The 16,817-nt window shown below is 56.1% G+C and carries 15 protein-coding genes; 10 read left to right on the top strand and 5 right to left on the bottom strand.

Annotated features, from left to right (window positions below; translation table 11 throughout):
- Positions 1-90 precede the first annotated feature (90 nt).
- The 8 genes from ribH (at position 91) to DES29_RS02795 (ending at position 7,225) form a co-directional block, all read left to right on the top strand.
- Entirely contained in the window at positions 91-582 is a 492-nt protein-coding gene (gene ribH / locus DES29_RS02830; RefSeq protein WP_005431000.1) for a 6,7-dimethyl-8-ribityllumazine synthase, read from the top strand.
- 148 nt (positions 583-730) lie between these two features.
- Positions 731-1,252 (top strand): transcription antitermination protein NusB, encoded by a 522-nt coding sequence (nusB, locus tag DES29_RS02825; RefSeq protein ID WP_016473530.1) that lies wholly within the window; start codon positions 731-733, stop codon positions 1,250-1,252.
- Between the two features lie 254 nt (positions 1,253-1,506).
- Complete coding sequence (thiL, locus tag DES29_RS02820; RefSeq protein WP_005430998.1) at positions 1,507-2,514, top strand: thiamine-phosphate kinase; 1,008 nt, start codon at positions 1,507-1,509, stop codon at positions 2,512-2,514.
- 59 nt (positions 2,515-2,573) lie between these two features.
- On the top strand, positions 2,574-3,101 hold the full coding sequence (locus DES29_RS02815; RefSeq protein WP_021994572.1) for a phosphatidylglycerophosphatase A family protein: 528 nt from the start codon (positions 2,574-2,576) through the stop codon (positions 3,099-3,101).
- A gap of 29 nt (positions 3,102-3,130) precedes the next feature.
- A complete protein-coding gene (locus DES29_RS02810) occupies positions 3,131-3,673 on the top strand; it encodes a CinA family protein (protein ID WP_016473533.1) in 543 nt (180 codons plus the stop codon).
- Between the two features lie 165 nt (positions 3,674-3,838).
- On the top strand, positions 3,839-5,266 hold the full coding sequence (locus DES29_RS02805) for a hemolysin family protein (protein WP_021994571.1): 1,428 nt from the start codon (positions 3,839-3,841) through the stop codon (positions 5,264-5,266).
- Between the two features lie 114 nt (positions 5,267-5,380).
- A complete protein-coding gene (locus DES29_RS02800) occupies positions 5,381-6,643 on the top strand; it encodes a hypothetical protein (protein WP_021994570.1) in 1,263 nt (420 codons plus the stop codon).
- Between the two features lie 156 nt (positions 6,644-6,799).
- Positions 6,800-7,225, top strand: a complete 426-nt coding sequence (locus tag DES29_RS02795; protein ID WP_016473538.1) for a cyclophilin-like fold protein — start codon at positions 6,800-6,802, stop codon at positions 7,223-7,225.
- Between the two features lie 18 nt (positions 7,226-7,243).
- On the opposite strand, the gene pyrF is transcribed toward DES29_RS02795, so the two are convergent.
- On the bottom strand, positions 7,244-8,065 hold the full coding sequence (gene pyrF, locus DES29_RS02790) for an orotidine-5'-phosphate decarboxylase (protein WP_005430992.1): 822 nt from the start codon (positions 8,063-8,065) through the stop codon (positions 7,244-7,246).
- Between the two features lie 351 nt (positions 8,066-8,416).
- Between pyrF and DES29_RS02785 the strand changes: the two genes are divergently transcribed.
- Complete coding sequence (locus DES29_RS02785; RefSeq protein ID WP_016473539.1) at positions 8,417-9,049, top strand: hypothetical protein; 633 nt, start codon at positions 8,417-8,419, stop codon at positions 9,047-9,049.
- 174 nt (positions 9,050-9,223) lie between these two features.
- Here the strand turns inward: DES29_RS02785 and groL are convergent, their stop codons facing one another.
- On the bottom strand, positions 9,224-10,861 hold the full coding sequence (groL, locus tag DES29_RS02780) for a chaperonin GroEL (protein ID WP_016473542.1): 1,638 nt from the start codon (positions 10,859-10,861) through the stop codon (positions 9,224-9,226).
- 55 nt (positions 10,862-10,916) lie between these two features.
- Positions 10,917-11,204 (bottom strand): co-chaperone GroES, encoded by a 288-nt coding sequence (locus tag DES29_RS02775; protein WP_016473543.1) that lies wholly within the window; start codon positions 11,202-11,204, stop codon positions 10,917-10,919.
- A gap of 269 nt (positions 11,205-11,473) precedes the next feature.
- Between DES29_RS02775 and DES29_RS02770 the strand changes: the two genes are divergently transcribed.
- Positions 11,474-13,051 (top strand): D-alanyl-D-alanine carboxypeptidase/D-alanyl-D-alanine-endopeptidase, encoded by a 1,578-nt coding sequence (locus tag DES29_RS02770; protein ID WP_236578860.1) that lies wholly within the window; start codon positions 11,474-11,476, stop codon positions 13,049-13,051.
- Between the two features lie 95 nt (positions 13,052-13,146).
- Here DES29_RS02770 and DES29_RS02765 read toward each other — a convergent pair whose 3' ends face one another.
- Both DES29_RS02765 and hemL read right to left on the bottom strand, forming a co-directional pair.
- Positions 13,147-15,381 carry a protein-disulfide reductase DsbD family protein gene (locus tag DES29_RS02765; RefSeq protein ID WP_113854410.1) on the bottom strand — a complete coding sequence of 745 codons (2,235 nt, stop codon included), beginning with the start codon at positions 15,379-15,381 and terminating at the stop codon, positions 13,147-13,149.
- A gap of 113 nt (positions 15,382-15,494) precedes the next feature.
- The gene (gene hemL / locus DES29_RS02760; RefSeq protein ID WP_016473546.1) at positions 15,495-16,778 is read right to left on the bottom strand and encodes a glutamate-1-semialdehyde 2,1-aminomutase; all 1,284 of its coding nucleotides are present in this window, start codon (positions 16,776-16,778) and stop codon (positions 15,495-15,497) included.
- Positions 16,779-16,817 lie beyond the last annotated feature (39 nt).

Raw genomic sequence — 16,817 nt, 5'->3', positions numbered from 1 at the left:
ATTTAGAAGGGAGATTCGGACGCCGCCCCTCATAGATGAGCAGCGGCCGAACCGCTTTCTCGTTCTGCCCAGTACCAAGGAGCTAAGCAAATGGCAGTTGACATCATCCCGACCTCTACCGACGGCACGGATCTGCGCATCGGCATCGTCGTATCCCGCTTCAATGAATACGCCGGCCGCGGCGAATTCGAGGCCTGCATGGATGAACTTCGCAAGCTCGGCGTGATGGATGAGGATGTGACAAAGGTCTCCGTTCCCGGCGCGCTTGAAATTCCGTTCGCGCTGATGAAGCTTGCACAGACCGAGGAATACGATGCCCTGATTGCGCTCGGCGCTGTTATCCGCGGTGAAACCTATCACTTTGAACTCGTCTCGAATGAGTCCGGTGCCGGCATTACCCGTATTGGTCTTGACTATGAAATTCCGATCGCCAATGGTGTGCTTACGACGGAAAATGACGAGCAGTGTCAGGAACGTATTGAGATGAAAGCCCGCGACTGCGCTCGCTGCGCTGTTGAGATGGCCAACCTCGCCAAGGAATTCGTTTCGGCTGACGATTTTGAGGAAAATCCAGAAGACTAATTCCGATCGGTCAAGGCAGAGGATGAAAAGGCGCGCTAGAATGCGCGCCTTTTCTGATTACTCTGAACAAATAAGAGCATCCAGGCGGCGTGCGCCGCTTGGGTTTCTCAATATCAGGCTCTCTTTATAGAGAGCGGACAGGACAACTATGACTGAAGCCCATAAGCCCGGCCGCCAGGCGCATGCACCGCGGCATCTCGCCCGCGTCTTTGCGCTGCTCGGCTTCTATCAGTGGATCGCAGATCCGACGCTTAAAGCCCAGAAAATTGAAGAAAATCTTCCTGCGCTCCTTGCCGATGATGAGGAAGGCACGCCCGTTGAAGATCTCGGTCTTACGTCTGAAGACTGGGCGCGCTGCGACCGTGAGCTGCTCACGACACTGCTTTCTGGAGCGATCGGCGAGCACGCTGCGCTTGAAGCTGAGTTTTCGCCTTTTGTCGACCGCGACCTGAAGCGCGTATCGCTCGTTGAGCGTGCGATTCTTTTCATCGGGACGTATGAGCTGCTGCGCTGCCCGCAGACGCCGTACCGCGTCGTTCTCAACGAGACGATTGAGTTGGCCAAACATTTCGGCAGCGGCTACCGGTTCACTAATGCTGTTCTCGAACGCGTGGCCGCTAAGGTGCGCGCAGCTGAGTTTGCAGCGGATCACGCCCAGAAGAAAGCCTAATCAGCAGCAGTTTTGTTGCAGCTGTTGGATCGAGCCGCTTGTGAGGAAACTCTGGGCGGCTCTTTTTGCAGGACTTTAAGAAAACAGGATGCGTGTTTAGACATCCTCTGCATGCTTTGGTGCAAAGTGCAGTGAGGATCTTGAAATCTTGTGCTTGAAGGCAAAGTTAGGCGCGTTCGTTGGGAGCGCTGCACAGGATAATTCGCAAAATGGAGGCTTCTTTATGAAGCGCAGAGACATCAAGGAGGTGTGTTGTGTCTGAGGCTGGTGAATTTCAAATCATTGAGCAGTTCTTCACGTATCCGTCGTTCGGAGCCTGGAAGAGTCAGGGGGTGGGTGACGACTGCGCCATCATTGATACCGGTGCGGGGCGTCTCGCGGTGACCTGCGACATGACTGCATTAGGCACGCATTTCTTTCCCGATGCCGATCCGGAAGATGTGGGCTATAAGGCGCTCGCTGTGAATCTTTCGGATCTGGCAGCAGCGGGAGCCGTTCCGCGAGCCTTTTTCCTGTCCATCGGCCTGCCGCGTCGAGACGACGGATGGCTGGCTGATTTCTCCCGCGGTCTGATGGCGCTTGCACATGAATCGGGCTGCGCGCTGCTTGGGGGAGATACGACACGGACGCCAGAGATTGACGGCAGACATGCTCCTGCAACGATCAGCATTACGGCGATGGGCGACTTGCCGGCCGGAATGGGGCTGACAAGAAGCGGCGCTCAGCCCGGTGACGATATCTGGGTGTCTGGTACGGTGGGCGACGCTTATGCGGCTTTGATGTGCCGGTGGGGTCGCTGGCAGGTGATGCCCGATGCGGAACCTCGGCTCTTTGCTCGGATGGATCGGCCGACACCGCGTATCGCGCTCGGTCAGGCGCTTCTGGGCGCAGCGACAGCCTGTGCGGATATTTCAGACGGTCTCCTTGCCGATCTGGATCACATCCTGACGAGAAGCGGTGTTTCCGCAGAAATCGAATGGGAGCGTATACCGCTCTCCCCAGTATTGTCGACGCTCACCGTTGCACGCCAGCATGAGGCAGCGCTTGCCGGCGGTGACGACTACGAACTGATTTTTACGGCGCCTCCAGCGGCAGCCGAGCGCATCTTTGAGGCCGGACTGCTCTCCAATACGCCCGTTTCCCGCATCGGCCGTATTTTAGAAAGAGAAGAAACGGCTGTTGTGGTGCGCACGGCAGACGGCCTGCCTGTTGCAGTGCCGAGCACTGGTTACGATCATTTCAACGCGGAAGATCCAGAATAATGGAGTCTGTCTGGCGGCTGCAGTGCAGCCGCGCGAAGATTCATTCGCCTTAGGACGACATGTTTGAAAAATACGCTCCAGATGCGCCCGCCAATCGCGTGCGCATCACCCGAAACTTTGTTCTTTCTCATCCTGCGCACTGGATTGCCACGTTTTTCGGCGTCGGTGCTCTGCGGCCTGCTCCCGGTACATGGGGAACGCTTGCGGGAGTGCTCGTCTACGGGCTGCTCGATCCCTTCATGACGCGCGAAGGCTGGGTAGCACTCACTGCCGCTCTTTTTATGCTTGGCGCATGGGCGTGCGAACGTTCGGGCCGCGACATCGGCGTTGTCGATCACGGCGGTTTTGTCATTGATGAGGTTGTAGCTGTTTGGGCCGTATGCATCATGCTGCCCGCCGGCTGGGGCTGGTGGTTGGCCGCATTCCTTGTGTTTCGACTTTTCGATATTGTGAAAATTTGGCCAGGCTCCTGGTTCGACCGCAGGATGAAGTCGGGTTTGGGGGTGATGCTCGACGATATCGCCGCTGCGGTCTATGCTTGGGCACTCATCGTTTTGCTGTCAGCAGCCTGGCAACGGTGGGCCTAACGAAGAATATTGATGGGTGAGGAATTCTCATGAGCACACTGCTTGAGCAAGCTGAATTGGCAGCGGATCTGCTTGGGGCTGCCGCACATGAAAACGGACGTATTGTCTGCACGGCAGAAAGTCTGACGGGCGGCATGGTGAGTGAACTCATTACGAGTGTCGCCGGATCGTCGGCATGGTTTGACCGCGGTTATGTGACCTATCAAATCTCCGGCAAAGAAGAGATGATCGACGTGCCGGCAGAAGTTATTGCAGAATTCGGCGTTGTGAGTGAACCCGTTGCTGAAGCCATGGCGCGCGGTGCACTCGCCTGCAGCCATGCGGATTTGTCTGTCGCCCTTACGGGGGTTGCAGGGCCGTCCGGCGGCACTGCGCAAACGCCGGTCGGCACGGTTTGTATTGGGTGGGCAGAACGCGATCCTTCCGGAGCGATCGCAACAAGTGTGCGTACCATTCACGTCACCGGTGATCGCCGAACAGTGCGGCTGGCCGCTTCTTTAACGGCGCTCCAAGGTCTGATCGCCCTCATTCGCGGCGGCGATCCGATGAGAATGCCGTCGCCCTTTGACTGATGCAATCTTTCGCATTCATGCAGTTTAGGCCGGCCTATTCAAACTGCGGCTGGTCCCGCATGTGATAATAAAAAATTCTTCTGACTTTTTTACTAAGTCGGATTATCTGGCGATCTGCGGCTGCAGATCGCTCATTTCATTTTTTTGACCCCTTTCAGATTTTTTATGTCCAGTTGGTTAGATGTGGCGCTTCTCGCCGTTCTGATCGTTTTGAACGGCGTTTTCGCCATGAGTGAAATTTCGCTCGTTACGAGCCGTCGTGCTCGGCTCCAGCGTCTTATTGATGACAAGGTTGCTGGAGCAGAGCGTGCTCGTGAGCTCAATGCGGATCCGAACCGTGCACTTTCAACGATTCAGGTGGGTATTACGTCCATCGGCATTCTTTCGGGCATTGTGGGTGAGTCGGCGCTCGCCCGACCGATGGAGGCGTTTCTGGTGATGGTTGGACTGTCGCCGGAAACCGCTAAGGCTATCGGTTTGTTTGTTGTTGTTGTGCTGATCACCTACTTTTCGATTGTGATGGGCGAACTGGTCCCCAAGCGCATCGGGCAGATTTCGCCCGAGCGCATTGCCTGTCGTCTCGCGCCTCCTATTCACTGTCTTTCCATTATTGCCGCTCCTTTTGTCAAACTCCTGTCGGTCTCGACGCACCTGCTTTTGAAGCGTTTGGGCATTTCGGAAACACAGGGGAGTTCCGTGACGGAAGAAGAGATTCACGCCATGATTGAAGAAGGGCAGGAATCCGGCGTTATCGAAACGGCAGAGCGCGATATGGTGCGCAACGTCTTTCGTCTTGATGATCGGCAGGTTGCCTCTTTGATGACGCCGCGCTCCAATATTTCTTGGATCGATCTTGAAGCGCCGGATGAGGAAAATATTGAACTGATCCGAACGTCAAAGCGATCGCGGCTGCCGGTCTGCGTTGGCAGTCTGGACAATGTGAAGGGCGTCTGCTCAACCAAAATGCTTCTGCAGCAGATTTTGGATTCTGGCAAACCGGACTTTGCTAACAATCTTATGCCGGTTTCTTATGTGCCAGAGTCGCTTACTGGGATGGAGCTTCTTGAGCATTTCCGTAAAACCGACGTGCCGCTCGCGCTTGTCGTGGACGAATACGGCGAAGTGCTCGGTCTGGTGACGCCGCGTGACGTACTGGAGGCTATTGCCGGTGAATTTAAGCCCGAGCAGCCCGATGACAGCTGGGCCACTCGACGCGAGGATGGTTCCTGGCTGCTCGACGGCATCATTCCGATTCCCGAAATGAAGGATGTGCTTTCTCTCAAGCACGTTCCTGAAGAGGAAGCCGGCCGATACAGCACGCTTGCAGGCATGGTGATGCTCCTTCTGGGAAGGTTGCCCAAAGAGGGTGATGCGGTCGAGTGGCTGGGGTGGCGTTTTGAGATTGTCGATATGGACGGTCGGCGAGTCGATAAGGTGCTCGCTTCTCGTTTACGCGCTGCGCACGGCATGGCAGAAGTTGTCCCCAAGGGGGAGGAGCTGAGCCCTCAAATTGAGAGGGGAGTGGTCGACAATCCGCATGATGGTGCGGATTCTAAGACGATTAAGTCTGTGGATAAGTCTGTTGGCAACTAATAGGCCGCTGCGGCACACTTGTGAACAACTTTAGAAAAAGCGGCATGGGTACTCACGGTATTGTGAGCATTCAAAATAAATTCAATCACTTCTAATTAAAGCAGGAAGGAAGGCATGGGAGCAAAAGTGTGGGGTACGGCCGCAGTCGTGATTGCGGCCGCCGCAGCAGCAGGTGCGGGCATCATCACTTGGGAGGGACGTGTTTGGGACGAACACGCTCAGGATCTCGCAAGTTACAAGGAGGCTCCGGTAAAGACGGTCATCTTTACGGAGACGGCTCGTACGTGGAGAACGCGCGCCTTTACGGTGGAAGTGGAACTCCTCAATGGCCTCAAAATGGTCTGGCAGGGCGGTGCTGAATTTGGATTAGGCACCAAAACGAAGGCGTCGCTTGATCTTACGCAGGGGATCGGAGCACAGATTGCGGCCGATAAAAGTGTGGAAGGGTTCGGCGACGAGCTCGTGATTGAAACTTCAATGACAGGAACCGTCAAACCTGTGGTGTGGCGGCTGAATCCAATCACCTATCGCGCTCCCGAAAACGCATTTGTTTGTCAGGCTGAGGTGGCGAGCATTACGGGCGAAAAGATCGGGCAGGATATTGTCGCTCGCTTCGTTCTGGGCGGCTGGAGCTGCCGAACGGCGGAAGAAATTGCGGCAAACGCTCCCTCCACGGAATCCATGAAAGATTTACGGGCTGAAATTCGCGTGGGAGAGAAGCCCATTGCGGACTTTACTTTTACGAGCGGGCCTTTTGTGAGCGGGGAGCTCTCCGGCGACGGAACGCGTGCGGCATTTATCTCAGCACGGTCGGCCGGACCGGCGCCAGAGGGTAAGGACGGAAAAGCGGCTCAGCGCTGGGATGAGCGGGTTGAGCTTTCCGTTACGAACCCGAAAGCGGGTGGGGAGTCAGCATCAGAAATTGGTTTGGATTTGACGATTACGAATCTTTCGGAAGCATTCCTGACGGAACTCCAAACGGCCACGCAGGAGACGGCAGTGAATCCGGACGCTGCTTTCCGGGTTCTCGGTATTTGGAGCCGCGCCTTTACGAAGGACGGCATTGCGTTGAATCTGACCGATGCAAGATATGTGCGGGGAAAGGATTCGGCGCATTTGAAGGGGGCATTTGCTTACAAGGCGGCGGATCCGAATGCGCAGGGTCAGGAGCTCGCTCGAGGAGCAAGCTGGGGCAGTTTTGAACTGGCTATTCCGCAAGCTTTGATTGCCAAACAGACAGCAGCTGTTTATACAGCGTCGGGTGATCTTCGGCTCATTGACGGCGTTTACCAATCTAAACTCGAAATTTTTGAGAATGCCTGTTTTGTGAATGGGAATTACAAAGGGAATCCGATTGCACTATTGAGTCTCTTCTGAGGCTGCAGCAAAAGACTGTGATAGAAAGCGGTTCGATTAAAGATTCGGACCGCTTTTTTTGAAACGAATACGGCAGATATTTGAGCGGATCAGCACTTTTTTCGGCGAGTACATCATAGAAAATGAAATGGACTCAATATTTTTCGGAGAATTCAGATGCACAAGCCGGTCAAACATCTTGCTGTCGCTGCGGCTAGTATCGTCGTCGCAGTAGGGAGTCCAGCCGCACAAACCATCGACATGGTTGTCGACGGTGCAATTTATGCCATTGAACTGAATGCCAGCGCAGCAGCCGAAAATTTCGCCAAACGCCTGCCGATGAAGGTGGTGTGGGAGGATTTTGGAAAGCTTGAGCGAATTGCAAGACTTTCTGAGCGGCTCGATGTGGGACGCGATCCTGTCGTCAAGTCGCCGGTAAGAGGTACATTCGCCTACTACGTTCCGTGGGGAAATCTTTGCCTCTTTCGCATAGGCGGAAATGCGCCAAGCCGAGATTTGGTGGAGTTGGGGGCCGTGGATGAGACAGCGCTTCAGGCGGTCATCCAAAGCGGCGGGCGCGAAGTGGAGCTCCGCGCCCGCTGAGTCAAGCAGCCCCAAAAATTAGAGTTCGCGGGCGCTGTTGATGGCGTCGCGTGTGGCAATCGCAGAACGGCGGGCTGCTTCGCGCCAGTCGGCACCGCTGCTGGCGTATAGGATTGCGCGGCCTGAATTGATGACCATACCGGCCCCTTCCGTGTCCATACCGGCTTTGACAGCAGCATTAATGTCGCCTCCCTGGGCGCCGATGCCGGGCACAAGGAGCGGTATGTCCGGCGCAATGCGGCGTACCGCAGCAAGCTCATCGGGGTAGGTTGCGCCAACAACGAGGCCAAGCTCGCCCGTACGGTTCCACTCATGTGAGACCAAGCGGGCTACGCGTTCAAAAAGACGTTCACCGCCGCCGAGGTCGATCATTTGCAGATCATCGCCGCCCTTATTCGAAGTGCGGCAGAGAACGAAAGCGCCTTTCTCGGCATATGCCAGATATGGATCCAGCGTATCGCCGCCCATATAGGGAGAGAGCGTCACACAATCGGCACCATAGCGATCAAAAGCTTCTTCGGCGTAGTGCTTGGCCGTCGAACCAATATCGCCGCGCTTGGCATCAAGGATGACAGGAATGCCGGGATGATTGGAATGAATGTAGGCGACGACACGGTTCAGCGCGTCTTCCGCGCCTTCGGATGCGAAGTAGGCAATCTGGGGCTTAAAGGCACAGACAAGGTCTGCTGTTGCATCAACGATGCCGGTACAAAAGGAATAGATGGCATCGGGTTTGCCGGCTAGTTCTTCAGGAAGGCGTGCCAGATCGGGGTCGAGACCGACGCACAGAAGCGTGTCGGCATTGCGCCAGCGGGCGCGCAGCATCTCGGTGAACTTCATGTCAACTCAGTTTTCTTTAGAGAGGCCGGCAGACGTCCGTGAAATCATAGCTTTGGGCGCCGCCGAGCGGTAATCAAGGAATAGACAACATTGTCCTTGCCGGCGTGCGGGCGGTCAAGGAATCTTGCCGACAAAGGCACAGAAACGAGAAGCTTTAGCTCAATTCATCGCTCGGATATCGTTTCAATGATGGCAATACCGCAAAATAAATGCTCAACAAGTGTGTCGAAACATTTTTTCTGCGCTTTGCTGTTCAAGCACATCGGTTGCGGTGGCGTAGGATGGAAAATGGACTTCGCGGGTTGTTGACCCTCGATCAGTAAAAAAGGAAAAGAGACAGGAGGAACATTTATGACTGGACTCTGCAGCCGCCGCACACTTTTGACGATCGCCGGCGCCGCCGCCGTTTCGTCAATCACCGCCGCCCATGCAGCTGACGGTAAGACGAGTAAGCCGGCTAAGCGTACCTGGCCCGACATGCCGACAGTGCCGACGGACTTCAATGCCGAACGCTGCTTTGTTGAGCTTCAGGATGCCGGTGACGGTGTTGTTTTCCAAGGACCGAAAAACGGACCGGTGGTTCGTCTGGCATTTGACACGCAGTGCCCGTGGTGCGTCTGGCAGTATGAACAGCTTAAGCCTTTCCTTAAGCAGGTGACCTTTATCTGGCATCCGGTCGCGGTGCTCAACCCCTGGAGTGAGCTTCAGGGCGCAGCAATTCTCTCTGCTAAGGACCGCAAAGCGAAGTTCCTGGAGCATGAAGCGCATTTCCACGACAAGGATTTCCGAGGGCTCGATGTCCGCAATGTCGAATTGCCCTTTGATGCGCGAAAGAAGGTCTGGGACTACTCCAAAGCCTTCCGTCGTGCGTGCGGTATCTCGGTGCCCTTCGGTGTCCTGAAGACCACCGATGGACGCTATATCCCGGTGCCTCAGGTGACCACGGAAGAGTTTGCCAAACTTTCGGGGCTGAAGCCCGAATAACGAGGAAGCGGATGTCCAATCGACGCTGCGTTTGAACGCGGCGCCGGTTTTGCGCGATCCTGAATAAAAAATCCTCCGCAGCCGTGCACGCTGCGGAGGATTTTTGCATTGTCTGCGGCCACGTTTGAGCGGTTTGTTCAGCCGCCCAAACGTGTCAGGGCATTCTGCAGTTGATTACATCATGCCGGGCATGCCGCCCATGCCGTCCATGCCGGCGGGGACAGCCTTGTCGTCGGCCGGAAGGTCGGCAACCATGCAGTCGGTCGTGAGGATCAGCGAAGCGACAGATGCTGCGTTCTGAAGTGCCGTGCGGGTCACCTTCGTCGGATCGAGTACGCCCATTTCAACCATATCGCCGTACTTGGCGGACTGAGCGTTGTAGCCGAAGTTGCCTTCGCCCTGAGCGACGGTGTTCACCACGACGCTCGGTTCATCGCCGGCATTGGCGACGATCTGACGCAACGGCTCTTCCATGGCGCGCAGAACGATGCGGATACCAGCGTTCTGTTCGTCATTGTCGCCCTTGATGTCCTTGATGGCGAGTTTGGCGCGGATGAGCGCGACGCCGCCGCCCGGGACGATGCCTTCTTCAACGGCAGCGCGAGTGGCGTGCAGAGCGTCTTCCACACGGGCCTTCTTTTCCTTCATTTCAACTTCAGTTGCGGCACCGACCTTGATCAGTGCAACGCCGCCGGCGAGCTTAGCCACGCGTTCCTGAAGTTTTTCACGATCGTAATCGCTCGAGGCGCCTTCGATCTGCGTGCGGATGTTCTTGACGCGGTTTTCAATGGCCGCGGCATCACCGGCACCGTCAATGATGGTCGTATTTTCTTTCGTGACTTCGACTTTCTTGGCACTGCCGAGCTGGGCAAGCGTAGCCTTATCGAGCGAAAGGCCGACGTTGCTCGAAATAACCGTACCGCCCGTAAGGACTGCGATGTCTTCGAGCATGGCGCTACGGCGATCGCCGAAGCCCGGAGCCTTGACGGCCACAACCTTCAGGATGCCGCGGATGGAATTGACGACCAACGTGGCAAGGGCCTCACCGTCGATGTCTTCAGCGATGATGACGAGCGGACGAGCAGCCTTAGCGACCTGTTCAAGCACCGGCAGAAGTTCGCGAATGTTGCTGATCTTCTTGTCGTGGAGCAGGATGAACGGGTTCTCAAGAACTGCAGCCTGCTTTTCAGGCTGGTTAATGAAGTAGGGCGAGAGATAGCCGCGGTCGAACTGCATGCCTTCGACGACTTCGAGTTCGTTCTTGAGGCTCTTGCCGTCTTCAACCGTAATCACGCCTTCCTTGCCGACCTTATCCATGGCTTCGGAAATGATCTGACCGATTTCTTCATCGGAGTTGGCCGAAATGGCGCCAACCTGAGCGATTTCCTTGTTGGTCGTAGTGGGCTTGGAGAGCTTCTTGAGCTCAGTGATGGCGGCGGCAACAGCCTTGTCGATGCCGCGCTTAAGGTCCATCGGGTTCATGCCGGCGGCAACGAACTTCATGCCTTCATCAACGATGGCCTGAGCGAGAACCGTAGCAGTGGTCGTACCGTCACCGGCGTTGTCGCTCGTCTTCGAGGCGACTTCGCGGACCATGGCGGCACCCATGTTTTCAAATTTATCTTTGAGTTCGATTTCTTTGGCGACAGACACGCCATCCTTCGTGACCGTCGGGCCGCCGAAAGAGCGTTCAAGCACAACGTTGCGACCCTTCGGGCCGAGCGTTACCTTGACAGCATTGGCGAGAACGTTGATACCGCGAACCATTTTCGTGCGGGCATCATCACCGAAAAGAACCTGCTTAGCAGCCATTTTGTAATTCCTTAATTATTTAGAAATCTGTACGTGGAGTGCTTTCGGGGGCGGCTTATTCGAGCACGCCCATGATGTCTTCCTCGCGCATCACGAGGAGCTCTTCGCCGTCGACCTTGACGGTCTGGCCGGAGTACTTGCCGAAGAGGACGCGGTCGCCGACCTTAACGTCCATCGCCACAAGGCGGCCGGCTTCATCACGTTTGCCGGGACCGACGGCGATCACTTCGCCCTGATCAGGCTTTTCGCCGGCCGTGTCAGGAATGACGATGCCGAAGGCGGTCGTCGTTTCGGCCTCAAGGCGCTTGATGATGACGCGGTCATGCAAAGGACGGATCTGCATCTGGGAAATCTCCAAAAGATTCTTTGAAAAGCTTGGATGCCGTGCTCAAATCGCACTGCCTAATTGATGGCGGAGAGCTCGGCATGCAACAAATTCATACGGGCGGAATGTCCTTAGAGGCACATCCGCTACCATTACTTGCCTATATGGGGACGGCTCTTTCGATTTCAAGGGCTGGAGATAAAAATTTTTTCATCCGCTGCGAGGATCCATTGATGTGTGCAGGGAAATGCTTGAGTGAAAGCGCGAAGTTGACGCTGAATCGCCGGGTGCAGCTGTTTGCTGCAAAAGCGCTGACGGCTGCAGCACTGCTTTCGTTTACGATTGCGCTGCCAACGGCGTCTGCGGCAACTTCGGCTGCGGGCCGAACTGCCTCGCAGTCGCAGTTGCCGGCTCCGCTCGCAGCAGCGGCCAAGCGGCTGAGAATCAATCCTGACGATATTGTGATTTCAGTAGTGCCGGTTGAATCGCCGAAGACCGCTGTCTTCGCTTGGAATGACCGCCGCATTGATCGACCGGCCTCGGTGGCCAAAGTTGTGACGACTCTGGCTGCGCTCGAAACGCTGGGGGCTAATTATCACTGGTATACGGGTTTTTATACGCTGGGAGAACCAACCACAAAGGGGCTTTTGAAGGGCGGTCTCTTTATTCGCGGAGGCGGTGACCCCTCCTTCGTGGTTGAGGATTTTTCCATGGCGGTAGACAAACTCGCTCAGACCGGCATCAAGCGGATTGAAGGCAACATCGTCATTGACCGTTCCTACTTCAATATTCCTCAGGTGGATCCAGGAGCGTTTGACGGCCGCAGCTCTCGTCCTTACAACTTGCAGCCCGATCCGGCGCTCATCAATTTTCGAAATCTAAGCTTCGAATTTATCCCCGACAAGGAGACCCAAACGGCCCGCATCGTGACTGTGCCAAAACTGGCTGGTATTTCTTTCCCAGAGACAATCCCGCTCGGTCGAGGCGGATGCGGTGATTGGAAGACGTCAATTGGTTTCCAGCTGAAGGATCTGGGCAAAGGCCGCAAGCGTGTGACCTTTACCGGCAAGCTTCCGGCAGCTTGCGGGCCGAAAAATTTCAATGTCATCGCCTTAGAACCCAACGAATACCTCGAGCGGCTCTTTCGTGCGCTCTGGGAGCGCGACGGCCGCACCTGGACGGGGCATGTGGTGTCAGGAAACGTACCCAAAGATGCTCAACGGCGTTTTTCCCGTGTTTCGCAGCCTTTGGGCGAAGTGGTGGCGCTCACCAATAAGTGGTCTAACAACTTAATGGCGCGGCATATCTTCCTTTCCTTGGGGGCTGATCGGGTTCGAGAGGCTTTTAATGAAGCGCAAAAGAATGAGCCTTCGACAGGAAAGCTTAAGTCCGCGGGAAAGGCTGCCGCACGGGCGGAATTGGTTTTCCCAAGAGGCGCAACCCTTGAAGATGCGCGTGCGGCGCTCGACGAATGGCTGCAGTCGAAAGGCATCACGTCTCAGGAGATATGGATTGACAACGGATCGGGACTCTCGCGTGAAACCCGTGTGACCGGCCGAGCAATGACCCAACTTCTGGCGGCCGGGTGGTCCGGTCCCTACATGCCGGAATATTTGGCTTCAATGCCGATTAGCGGCAGAGATGGGACCATGGCCAAACGCAAGGTGGCAGAGGAACGCGGCCGCATCAAGACGGGGTTCCTCTCTGATGTGCGAAGCATCGGCGGATTTATTCAGGCGCAAAACGGTCAGCGCTATGCTGTCTACGCAAGTGTGCGGGGCGCTAAAAACGTGCCCAACGGGATTCCCTTCCTAAACATCGTTATCGATTGGGTCTACGACTATTCCGAAAACAAGATGCGATAAATAAGAATCGGGCCTGCAGAAGAAACGCTTCGGCAGGCCCGATGGATCTTATTAATTAATCTTTTGGCATACGCCGAACTGCGGCGGCAGTTGATTTATTTCAGTGCATCCAAGACCGTGCCGGTTGTGAGGAGTTCAGGGAGCACTTTGACCGTGCCGTCCTTATAAATAAGAACGTAGAGCGGTACGCCGGTGCGGCCATACTTGGCCAGTTCCTTGGTGATAGCAGGATCCTTATTAGTCCAGTCGGCGAGAAAACGAACGTAGCCGAGTTCACTCATTCGTGAAACGACTTCCTCACGGTCGAGCACAGCAAGCTTATTGGCTTGACAGGTAATGCACCAGGCAGCAGTAAAGTCGATGAAAACAGGGCGGCCTGCTGAGGAAGCACTCTGTACGGCTTCGGCACTCCACGTACTCCACCCCTCCTCTGTTGAAACGGAGTGGCGGTCGAAAATGCCGCAAGCTGTCAGCGCCAGTGAAGCCGCCGTAAGTGTTCCGAGTGCGGCCATAACAATGGTGCTCGAGGACCGTCCAAACTGACGTCTTCCTAATAACCAGCAAAAGGCGGCAAGCGCGGCGAGTCCCAGAAGTACGATCAAGAGACCTCGATAGTCAACCTGCTTGGTAAGCACCCAGGCGAGCCAAAGGAGTGCGAGCAGCATGGGGACAGCCATCACCTTCTTGAAGGTGTTCATCCAAGGTCCCGGTTTGGGGAGCTTTTTGGCCCAGGCGGGGAACAGGCACAAAAGCAGCCAAGGCGTTGCCATGCCGAGACCCAGCGAGAGGAAGACGAGCATTGCTTCTGCGGCGGGCTGGGTGAGTGCATAGCCGATCCCGGCCCCCATGAAAGGAGCGGTGCAGGGACTTGCCACAATGACCGCCAAAATGCCGGAGAAAAAGGACGAGGTGATTCCGGATTGCGGCAGGCTGCGCACGACTTTGAGATCTGCGGCACGGCTTCCGAAGGTGAATTCATAAAGTCCCAGAAGGTTGCAGGCGATGGCTCCAAATAAGAGAATCAGGGCCGCAACCACCCAAGGCGACTGCAGCTGAAATCCCCAGCCTACGGCATGACCGGCAGTGCGAAGCGCCATCAAGGTGCCTGAAAGAAGCACCATAGAGAGCAATACGCCTCCCGTGAAAGCCAAACCGTGCCCAATGAGACGCTGCGACTGGTGGGCGCCTTGGACGAGGTCGAGGAGTTTGAGCGAAAGAACAGGAAAGACGCAGGGCATCAGATTGAGGATCAGGCCGCCCAAAAATGCAAAGAGAAGCGCGGCGCCGGTTCCTGCCGTCATCTGGCCGCTGTTATTCAGGTCGGCCGATGCCGCCTTGGCCTGTGCAGTATTGACTGCCGGAGGCGGTGCTACCGATCCGGTTTGCAGCGGCATGGACGTGTCAATCGCCCAACCGCCTTTGGCTGGGCCGCCATCAGCGACCAGGACGCCTTCGAGTGCGGGCTGAGGTGTTTTGGCAAATCGTTCAGTCGCGGCAAGCCAGAGTGAGGCAGAAGGCGGTTCGTTGCCTTGCGTGATGCCAACAACGGTTTGCGGGGCCTGACGCAGATCGATTACATTTTTTTCGGACGGAAGAAAATCAAGCGACCTGCCGACAATCGCGTTCCCCGCAACATCAATGCGAATTCGATTGCCGTCAATGGTCGCCTTGATGCTGCCGTCGTTTTGAACACGTTCAGGGATGGCGCGTACAGCAGCAGCAACGGCCGCTGCGTCATCTGAATCTTTTCCTTTGATGTCAATTGGAATGGAGAACTTGACGTCGGCCGACTCAGGAACGCACATGTCCTTACAGGCCAAATATTCGACGTGCAGCGCGATTTGAGCGTGTCCGGATGCACCGCGCGGCAATTCCACATTAAAGGGGAAAAGCGTTTCGCCGCCATAGCCAAAGGTGATGAGCCCGGAGGTTACTGTTCGCTCTGGCAGCGGGAATAGCGGTGCTGAGGCTTTCAGTTCACTCGGTGAGAGCGTGAAGGTAAATTCTGGCGGCAGCCCGGCATCCCCCGGCATCTTCCAGTAGGTATGCCAGCCCTCTTGATGACGGAAACGAACTGCAAAGCGGTTGACCGCCTGCGGTGTCAATGAGGTTTTTTCGGCAATGATGTCAACCGTGACATGCGGACCGGCTTTCTTTTCTCCGCGGCCGGCGTCAATGGCGGAGAACCAGCCGTCATCGCTTGCTGCAAGGGCGCAGTTCGATGTCAGCGCTCCGGCAGAAAGTGCGGCGGCGATAACGAACGCAGTTCCCAGACGCCCAAAGGCAACAGAAAATTTGGCATGTTTCAGGAATGCGGACAGCAGGGACATGGGACGGATTGACAAGATTGGATCGAATAAGTGGAAGCATTCCCTCTCTTTGGTTCTGCGGCTTGAGGCTTTGTCAGTGCACGCAGAACCAAACGGTGCGAAGCAGCGATATTTTATTTCGCCATTGAAGCGAAGACTTCGCGGGCGTCGGCGATCGTCTTGTCGATCACTTCATCCGTGTGTGTGATAGAGACGAAGCCCGCCTCAAAAGTGGACGGCGCAAAGTAATGGCCGCGGTCGAGCATGCCGTGAAAGAACGTGTTGAAGGCATTTTTGTCGGCCTTCATTACGTCTGCAAAGCCCTGAGGACGCTGCGGCAGGAAGTAGAGACCAAACATACCTCCGACACTGTCGGCGGTGAAGGGCACGCCGGCGGCTTGAGCGGCAGCCTGAAGTCCCTCGACCAGACGCTTGGTCTGAGCGCCGAGACGATCGTAGAAGCCAGGCGCCTGAATTTTCTTCAGGGTCGCCATGCCGCAGGCGACGGCAACAGGGTTGCCCGACAGGGTGCCGGCTTGATAGACCGGGCCGCAGGGCGCAATCTTTTCCATGATTTCACGACGCCCGCCAAAGGCGGCGACCGGCATGCCGCCGCCGATTACCTTGCCGAGCATGGTGATGTCGGGCGTGACGTTGAAGAGCGACTGAGCTCCCTTCAAAGCGACCCGGAAGCCTGTCATGACTTCGTCAACGATGAGGAGTGCTCCGTGCTTCGTGCAGAGGCGGCGCATCGTATCAATGAATTCTTGTGTGCCGCGAACGAGGTTCATGTTGCCTGCGAATGCTTCAACGATGACGCAGGCGATTTCGTCGCCGTACTTGGCAAACGCATCTTCAAGCTGTTCGGGGTTGTTGTATTCGAGCACCATTGTGTGTTCGGTCACTGAAGCCGGAACGCCCGCAGATGAAGGATTGCCGAAGGTGAGCAGACCTGAGCCGGCCTTCACCAGAAGTGCATCGGAATGACCGTGGTAACAGCCCTCAAACTTGATGATGCGGTTGCGGCCGGTATACCCGCGGGCAAGACGAATCGCCGACATGCCGGCCTCCGTGCCGGAGGAGACGAGACGAACTTCCTCCATTGCAGGAAGAATGTTCGTGATCATTTCGGCGATTTCAACCTCAGCACGCGTGGCAGCGCCGAAAGAAAGGCCGCGATCCACTGCTGCATGAACCGCCTCAACGACTTCCGGATCATTGTGGCCGAGAATCATCGGCCCCCAGGAGCAGACATAGTCCGTGAAGCGCTTGTCCGTCACATCCCACATATAAGGGCCCTTGGCGCGCTCGATAAAGCGCGGAGCGCCGCCGACAGAGCCGAAAGCTCGTACGGGGGAGTTGACGCCGCCCGGAATGACGTGTTGGGCGCGTTCGATGAGCGCTTGATTGAGATCCATGACTGCTTGTCCTTTGGGAAATGAAATGTGGGGTGAAGC

The organism is Sutterella wadsworthensis (assembly GCF_003315195.1).
GTDB lineage: Bacteria > Pseudomonadota > Gammaproteobacteria > Burkholderiales > Burkholderiaceae_F > Sutterella > Sutterella wadsworthensis.
Note: the sequence above shows the minus strand (reverse complement) of the source record. Positions and strands in the feature narration are given on the sequence as shown.

Bases quoted from the DNA above. Each gene is read 5' to 3' on its own strand.
- ribH (WP_005431000.1), top strand. From the start codon at position 91: ATGGCAGTTGACATCATCCCGACCTCTACCGACGGCACGGATCTGCGC.
- nusB (WP_016473530.1), top strand. From the start codon at position 731: ATGACTGAAGCCCATAAGCCCGGCCGCCAGGCGCATGCACCGCGGCAT.
- DES29_RS02815 (WP_021994572.1), top strand. From the start codon at position 2,574: ATGTTTGAAAAATACGCTCCAGATGCGCCCGCCAATCGCGTGCGCATC.
- DES29_RS02810 (WP_016473533.1), top strand. From the start codon at position 3,131: ATGAGCACACTGCTTGAGCAAGCTGAATTGGCAGCGGATCTGCTTGGG.
- DES29_RS02805 (WP_021994571.1), top strand. From the start codon at position 3,839: ATGTCCAGTTGGTTAGATGTGGCGCTTCTCGCCGTTCTGATCGTTTTG.
- DES29_RS02800 (WP_021994570.1), top strand. From the start codon at position 5,381: ATGGGAGCAAAAGTGTGGGGTACGGCCGCAGTCGTGATTGCGGCCGCC.
- DES29_RS02795 (WP_016473538.1), top strand. From the start codon at position 6,800: ATGCACAAGCCGGTCAAACATCTTGCTGTCGCTGCGGCTAGTATCGTC.
- pyrF (WP_005430992.1), bottom strand. From the start codon at position 8,065: ATGAAGTTCACCGAGATGCTGCGCGCCCGCTGGCGCAATGCCGACACG.
- DES29_RS02785 (WP_016473539.1), top strand. From the start codon at position 8,417: ATGACTGGACTCTGCAGCCGCCGCACACTTTTGACGATCGCCGGCGCC.
- groL (WP_016473542.1), bottom strand. From the start codon at position 10,861: ATGGCTGCTAAGCAGGTTCTTTTCGGTGATGATGCCCGCACGAAAATG.
- DES29_RS02775 (WP_016473543.1), bottom strand. From the start codon at position 11,204: ATGCAGATCCGTCCTTTGCATGACCGCGTCATCATCAAGCGCCTTGAG.
- DES29_RS02765 (WP_113854410.1), bottom strand. From the start codon at position 15,381: ATGTCCCTGCTGTCCGCATTCCTGAAACATGCCAAATTTTCTGTTGCC.
- hemL (WP_016473546.1), bottom strand. From the start codon at position 16,778: ATGGATCTCAATCAAGCGCTCATCGAACGCGCCCAACACGTCATTCCG.